The organism is bacterium, from assembly GCA_021372775.1.
In the GTDB taxonomy this organism is placed as follows: domain Bacteria; phylum Acidobacteriota; class Polarisedimenticolia; order J045; family J045; genus JAJFTU01.
In genome coordinates this window covers 1-5700 of record JAJFTU010000322.1, presented here as the reverse complement: position 1 = coordinate 5700, position 5700 = coordinate 1, and the positions used below count along the sequence as shown (strand labels likewise).

At 69.0% G+C, this 5700-nt stretch carries 6 protein-coding genes; all 6 read left to right on the top strand.

The features are described from left to right. Positions 1 to 48 precede the first annotated feature (48 nt). A complete protein-coding gene (locus tag LLG88_10970; protein ID MCE5247423.1) occupies positions 49 to 867 on the top strand; it encodes an ABC transporter permease in 819 nt (272 codons plus the stop codon). Continuing rightward, positions 867 to 2123, top strand: coding sequence for an ABC transporter ATP-binding protein (locus LLG88_10965; GenBank protein MCE5247422.1), 1257 nt, complete (start codon positions 867 to 869; stop codon positions 2121 to 2123). The genes LLG88_10970 and LLG88_10965 overlap by 1 nt, the downstream gene beginning before the upstream one ends. 49 nt (positions 2124 to 2172) lie before the next feature. Then, a complete protein-coding gene (locus tag LLG88_10960; protein ID MCE5247421.1) occupies positions 2173 to 2922 on the top strand; it encodes a DUF268 domain-containing protein in 750 nt (249 codons plus the stop codon). A 37-nt stretch (positions 2923 to 2959) separates the two neighbouring features. Further along, positions 2960 to 3931, top strand: a complete 972-nt coding sequence (locus LLG88_10955) for a glycosyltransferase family 2 protein (GenBank protein ID MCE5247420.1) — start codon at positions 2960 to 2962, stop codon at positions 3929 to 3931. A gap of 1022 nt (positions 3932 to 4953) precedes the next feature. Beyond that, the gene (locus tag LLG88_10950) at positions 4954 to 5286 is read left to right on the top strand and encodes a hypothetical protein (protein ID MCE5247419.1); all 333 of its coding nucleotides are present in this window, start codon (positions 4954 to 4956) and stop codon (positions 5284 to 5286) included. 72 nt (positions 5287 to 5358) lie between these two features. Continuing rightward, on the top strand, positions 5359 to 5700 hold a 342-nt coding region (locus LLG88_10945; GenBank protein ID MCE5247418.1), incomplete at its 3' end, for a hypothetical protein.

Genomic DNA, 5700 nt, shown 5'->3' with positions numbered 1-5700 from the left:
GCGCTCGCGAAGTTCGTCGAGACGCGGACGATTGGGGGCGACCGGCGAATGGCGGTGCTGCTGCGAATCGGGCCGCGCGGGCCGCGTCTCCGCGACGCGCTGCGCGAGGCGTGGCGCGGCCGGGAGCTGCTGGCGTTCCTCGTTTGGCGGGACGTGAAGGTCCGCTACGCGCAGGCGGCCCTCGGCGCCGCGTGGGCTGTGCTGCAGCCGCTGGCCGCGATGCTCGTCTTCGCCGTCGTCTTCGGTCGGGTCGCCAAGCTCCCTTCGGACGGCATACCGTACGCGTCGTTCTGCTACGTCGCGCTGGTTCCGTGGACCTTCTTCGCCAACGCGGTCGCCGGCGCCGGAAACAGCCTCGTCGGGCAGTCGCACATCGTGACTAAGGTCTACTTCCCTCGCGTCTTCGTGCCCGCGTCGCCGGTCCTCGCCGGGGTCGTCGATTTGGTCGTCGCCTACCCGCTGCTCTTCGCGCTGATGGCCTGGCAGGGGACTTTTCCCGGACTCGGGCTGCTGCTCCTCCCGCTGCTGACGATCGCCGTCGGCCTGCTCGCGTTCGGCGTCGGGGCGTGGTTCGCGGCGCTCAACGCCCAATACCGCGACGTGCGCCACGCGCTGCCGTTCGTCGTGCAGATCTGGATGTTCGCCTCGCCGGTCGTCTATCCCTACAGCATGGCGACGGGGCGGCTGCGCCCCCTCCTCGCCGCGAACCCGATGACCGGGCTGATCGAGGCCCACCGCGCCGCGCTGCTCGGCCGGCCGTTCCCGTGGCCGGAGTTCGCGTGGTCGCTCGCGGCGACGGCGCTCGTCGCGGCCTCGGGGCTGTACTTCTTCAACCGCGTCGAGCGGCGCCTGGCGGACGTCCTCTGATGGGCGCGCCGGCGATCGCGATCCGCGGCCTCGGCAAGCGGTACCGTCTCGGCGGCGGCGCTGCGCAGTACGTCACGCTGCGTGAGTCGCTGGCCGGGCTCTTCGCCCGCGACGGCGGCGCGCGCGTCGCGGCCCGCGATCTCTGGGCGCTGCGCGACGTCGATCTGGAGATCCAGCCGGGGGAGGTCGTCGGCGTCATCGGCCGCAACGGCGCCGGCAAGAGCACGCTGCTCAAGATCCTCTCCCGCGTCGTGGGGCCGACCTGCGGCGAGGTGGAACTGCGGGGACGGGTCGGCTCGTTGCTCGAGGTCGGGACCGGATTCCACTCCGAGCTGACCGGCCGCGAGAACATCTACCTCAGCGGCGCGATCCTCGGCATGCGCCGCGCCGAGATCAAGGCCAAGTTCGACGAGATCGTCGCCTTCGCCGAAATCGAGCGGTTCCTCGACACTCCGGTCAAGCGCTACTCCAGCGGGATGTACGTGCGGCTCGGCTTCGCCGTTGCCGCGCATCTCGAGCCGGAGATCCTGCTCGTGGACGAAGTGCTGGCGGTCGGCGACTCGGAGTTCCAGGCAAAGTGCCTGGGCAAGATGAGCGACGTCGCGCGCGGCGGGCGCACGATTCTCTTCGTGAGCCACAACATGGGCGCCGTGGGGGCGCTCTGCTCGCGCGCAGTGCTGCTTGATCACGGACGGGTCGTGGCCGACGGTCCGTCCGCGGCCGTTGTGGCGCAGTACGCCGCGCTCGGCGCTTCTTCCGCGGCGGTCCTCCAAGCGGCCGACGTGGCCGACAGGCAGGGTGCCGGACCGGAGCGGATCGTTCGTGCGGGGATGTACGACGCCGGTGGAACGCCGCGCTCGACGTTCCTGATGGGGGACGAACTGAAAATCGTCTTCGACCTCCGGTCCGAAGCGGTCGCCCGCGATACCGTGCTCTCGGTCGGCGTCCGCACGATCACCGGCGTGCCGGTGCTCCACTTCGTCAGCGTCGACGCCGGGTTCACGCTCCGCGGCTGGAGCGGCGCGCGGCGGGTCGAGATGACGCTGGATCATCTGCCGTTGTATCCCGGCGAGTACCTCGTGACGTACTGGGTCGGCGACGGTCATGGAAACGACTCCGACCATTGGCCGGACGCGGGGCGGTTGCGCGTCGAGCAGGGGGCCATGATCTCGCGCAGCAACCTCGGTTGGACGCACGCCGTCTGCTACGTCCCCACTGCTTGGGCGGAACGCCCCGACGACGAGGCTTTGCGATGAGCGGGCTCTGGCCGTTCAGCGCGCGCCGAAGACCGTCGTGGCGCCGGCGATGAAGATGTTCGGCCTGACGGCGCGGCTGCGGCGCGTGGCGCACGAACTTCGTGACGCGCGGCGCTTCCGTCGCGAGTTCGAGGCGTTCGCGGCCGCCTCGGCGGCGCGTCCGGCCCGCTTCTCCGTGTCGTGGGACGACCGGTTCCCGTGCCTTGCCGACCGCACGGCAACGACCGGCTTCGACCGGCACTACGTCTACCACACGGCGTGGGCCGCCCGCGTCCTTGCAGCGACGCGCCCAGGACGGCACGTGGACATCGGCTCCAGCCTCTACTTCGCCGCGCTCGCCTCGGCGTTCGTGCCGATGGAGTTCTACGACGTGAGGCCGGCGGAGCTTGAGTTGGACGGGCTGCGCTGCGGCGCGGCCGACCTGCAGCGTCTGCCGTTCGCGGACCGCTCGATCGAGTCGCTCTCCTGCATGCATGTTCTTGAACACGTCGGACTCGGGCGCTACGGCGATTCCCTCGATCCGGACGGCGATTCGCGGGCGGCGGAGGAACTCGGACGAGTGTTGGCGGCGAACGGGCAGCTGCTTCTCGTCGTGCCCGTCGGGAGGCCGCGCGTCCGCTTCAATGCGCACCGGATCTACTCTCTCGGGCAGGTGAGCGGGATGTTTCCTTGCCTGCAACTGAAGGAGTTCGCGCTCGTGCCTGACGATCCGCGGGACGGCGGGCTTCTTCGCGGGGCGGAGGCGGCGGCCGAACGTCAGGACTACGGCTGCGGCTGCTTCCGGTTTGTGCGGCAGTGAGGCGTCGGATTGCCGGGCGGTCTGGACGGGACGTCCCGTGAGCGCGGCCGAGGTCAGTGTGGTCGTGCCGGTCCGCGACCGTGCCGGCGTTGTCGCTTCGGCCGTCGCGTCGGCGCTGAGTCAGAGTCCATCCCCGGTGGAAGTGGTCGTTGTGGATGACGGATCGAGCGACGGGAGCGGCGCCGCTGCGGCGATCGACCCGCGGGTGCGCGTGATCTCGTTTCCTGAGGCGGGGGGGCCGTCGAGGGCGCGCAACGCCGGCATTGCGGCGGCGCGCGGCGCGCTCGTCGCCTTTCTCGATTCCGACGACGTCTGGCTTCCGGGTGGCCTCGCTGCTCGTCTCGAGATGTTCGCCGCGAACCGGGACCTCGTCCTCGTTTCGGGCGACGCCCTTTGGACGGGAGACGCAGCCCTCGAGGGCACGCGCCTCTTGGGCGGCGATCCTCTGGCGGCCGGCGGGGACTTGTTCCAACGGCTGGTTCTGGGGAACTTCGTCCTGACGTCCACCGTGATCGCGCGGCGCGAGGCGCTGCTGGACGTCGGCGGCTTTCCGGAGGAGATGCGGCGCTGCGAGGACTATCACCTCTGGCTGCGCCTCGCGTGGCGTGCCCGCGGCCGGCGCGCCTTCGCCTTCGCCGATCGGCCGGTCGCGCGATATCGGCGCGACGCGTCGGGGCTGTCGGCCGACCGAGAGGCGATGCTGGACGGCGAGGTCGAGGCGCTTGAACGGCTCGTTGGTCTCGACGGCCTCGAGCCGCGCTCGGAAACGGCTCGGTTGATTGCGAGGGAAGTTGTTCGTCGGCGGGTTGTTCAGGCGTACGCCGATCTGGAGGCGGGACGCAGACGCGCGGCCAGGCGCAAGCTCGCGGACGCGTTGAGACGGGGCGGTCTTCGCGCCAAGCCGGCCGTCTATCTCGTCGCGTCGTTTCTGCCGTTGCGCTTTTCCGCGCTGCGGGCGGCGCGCCGTGCGTTGATGTCAGAGGCGCGTCCCGCGGGGGACGATCGCTAGTGTTCCGCGTCCTTCATCGTTCTGCAACGGTTGACATTGCGAAGGACGGCGGTGGCGGCCGCGGCCCAGATGAAGGAAGTGAGGTCTCTGTTGCGCGTGAGGATGTAGGCGTCGATGGCGCGGATCAGCCGGGGAACGACAGTGGACGTTCCGCGGTGGATCCGTTTGCGGACAATGTCGGCGAACCAACGTTCGACGAGGTTGAGCCCCGAGGCTCGGCTTTCGACGGAGTGGATTTGGAGCCGGGGGCAGCTCTCAAGCCGTTCGAGCGTCGCCGGGCGCTTGTGGACGCCGCAGTTGTCGAGGACGAGGCGCGCCTTGGGGCGCTGCGGCGTGGCGCGGCCGATCGCGGCGAAGAAGGCGACGCAATCGGGGTGCTAGTGGCGCGCTTCGCAGCCCCGTATGATCGTCCCGTCGCGGACGTTGAGCGGCGCGAGGAGAGTCGTCAGGCCGCCCCGCCCGGCCCGACGCGTGCGCAGAGGACCACCTTCTGCGGCGTCTGCCCGCTCCTGACGAGGCTCGGCCGCATTCGTCGATTCTCGTCCCGCGCGGTCAGGGGCTTCGCCAGCTTCCACGTCGCGGCGTGCGATCGCGAAGCGTCGCCGTTGATAGGCGTTGTCAAACGCATGAGAACAGAGCTGATCTGGAGTCGAGCTGAGCGGCGCCGGCGGCGTGGACGGCGTTGTGGAGTCGCCTGCGGTGAAGAGGCGCCGGCATGACGGGCGAAGGGATGTGTTCCGCGGGCGGTCCGCGGTTGACGGATTGCCGTGGCGTTGGACCTTGCTGGCGAACGCGACTGGCTCATGCGCAAGGGCTGTATTCGCCGAGAGGGTGTTCTTCCGGCAGGGGTTGCGGGATGCAAGGCGAGCGCGATGAACGGTAGCGCGAAGATCCGAGGCGGTTGCAATGCGGCGCGAGCGTTGTTTCGCTTCTCTACGGCAGACCACATAGCGATATCATCGTCGGCGGAGCGGCGCACGGCTGTCAGGGGGATCGCGGAAGCGGTCGGGACCGGACTAGTGTTGTTCGAGTTCGTCACGACTGCCGTTGTCGTGGCTCAGCTCGCCTTCGGAGGTGGGCCGAGCGTATGGGCCCTCTTTGCCGGTGCTCTCGCTGCGGTATTGGGCGTCGTCTCTGTGCTGCGTTCGGCGGGGACGCTCTCCCGTCGACGCGGGGCGGTATGCCTGTTGTTGCTTGTCGCAATGTCCGCCATGGCAGGCGCAGGTGCCCTGTGGTTCGTTGACACGACGTGGGACGGTCAGGAATATCACCAAGAGGCGGTGCTTCAGATTGAGGCGGGCTGGAATCCGTGGGAGTCCGCTCTGACGCCGGCGCAAACACCGCAGTGGCAATGACTAAATCACTACGCGCTGGGGGCAGAGCTGTCGGGCTGCCCTCTTGTGTCTCTGTCGGGGCGAATCGAAGCGATGAAGTTCTTCAACTTCACCGCGATCGGCGGCGCGTTCTTTCTCGCGCTCGCCGCACTGTTGGCAGTGAGGTTGCGAGGCGGAACGGCTTTGGCTCTCGCTGGCATCGCAGCGTTCAACCCGGTCAGCGTGTGCCAGATGACCGGGACGTATGTCGATGGTCGATTGTCGTCGTACTGCGTTGTGGCGTGTGCCGCGGCTGTGCTCCTGATGCAGCGTGCTTCCTTCATGCGTCTGGCGGCGTGGTCCGCGTCTCTGGCGTTGCTGGTGATGGTGAAGTTCACAGGCGTCGGCTACGCGGTGCTTGCGGCGCTGGCGTTCGTGGCGGTGGCATGGATCTTC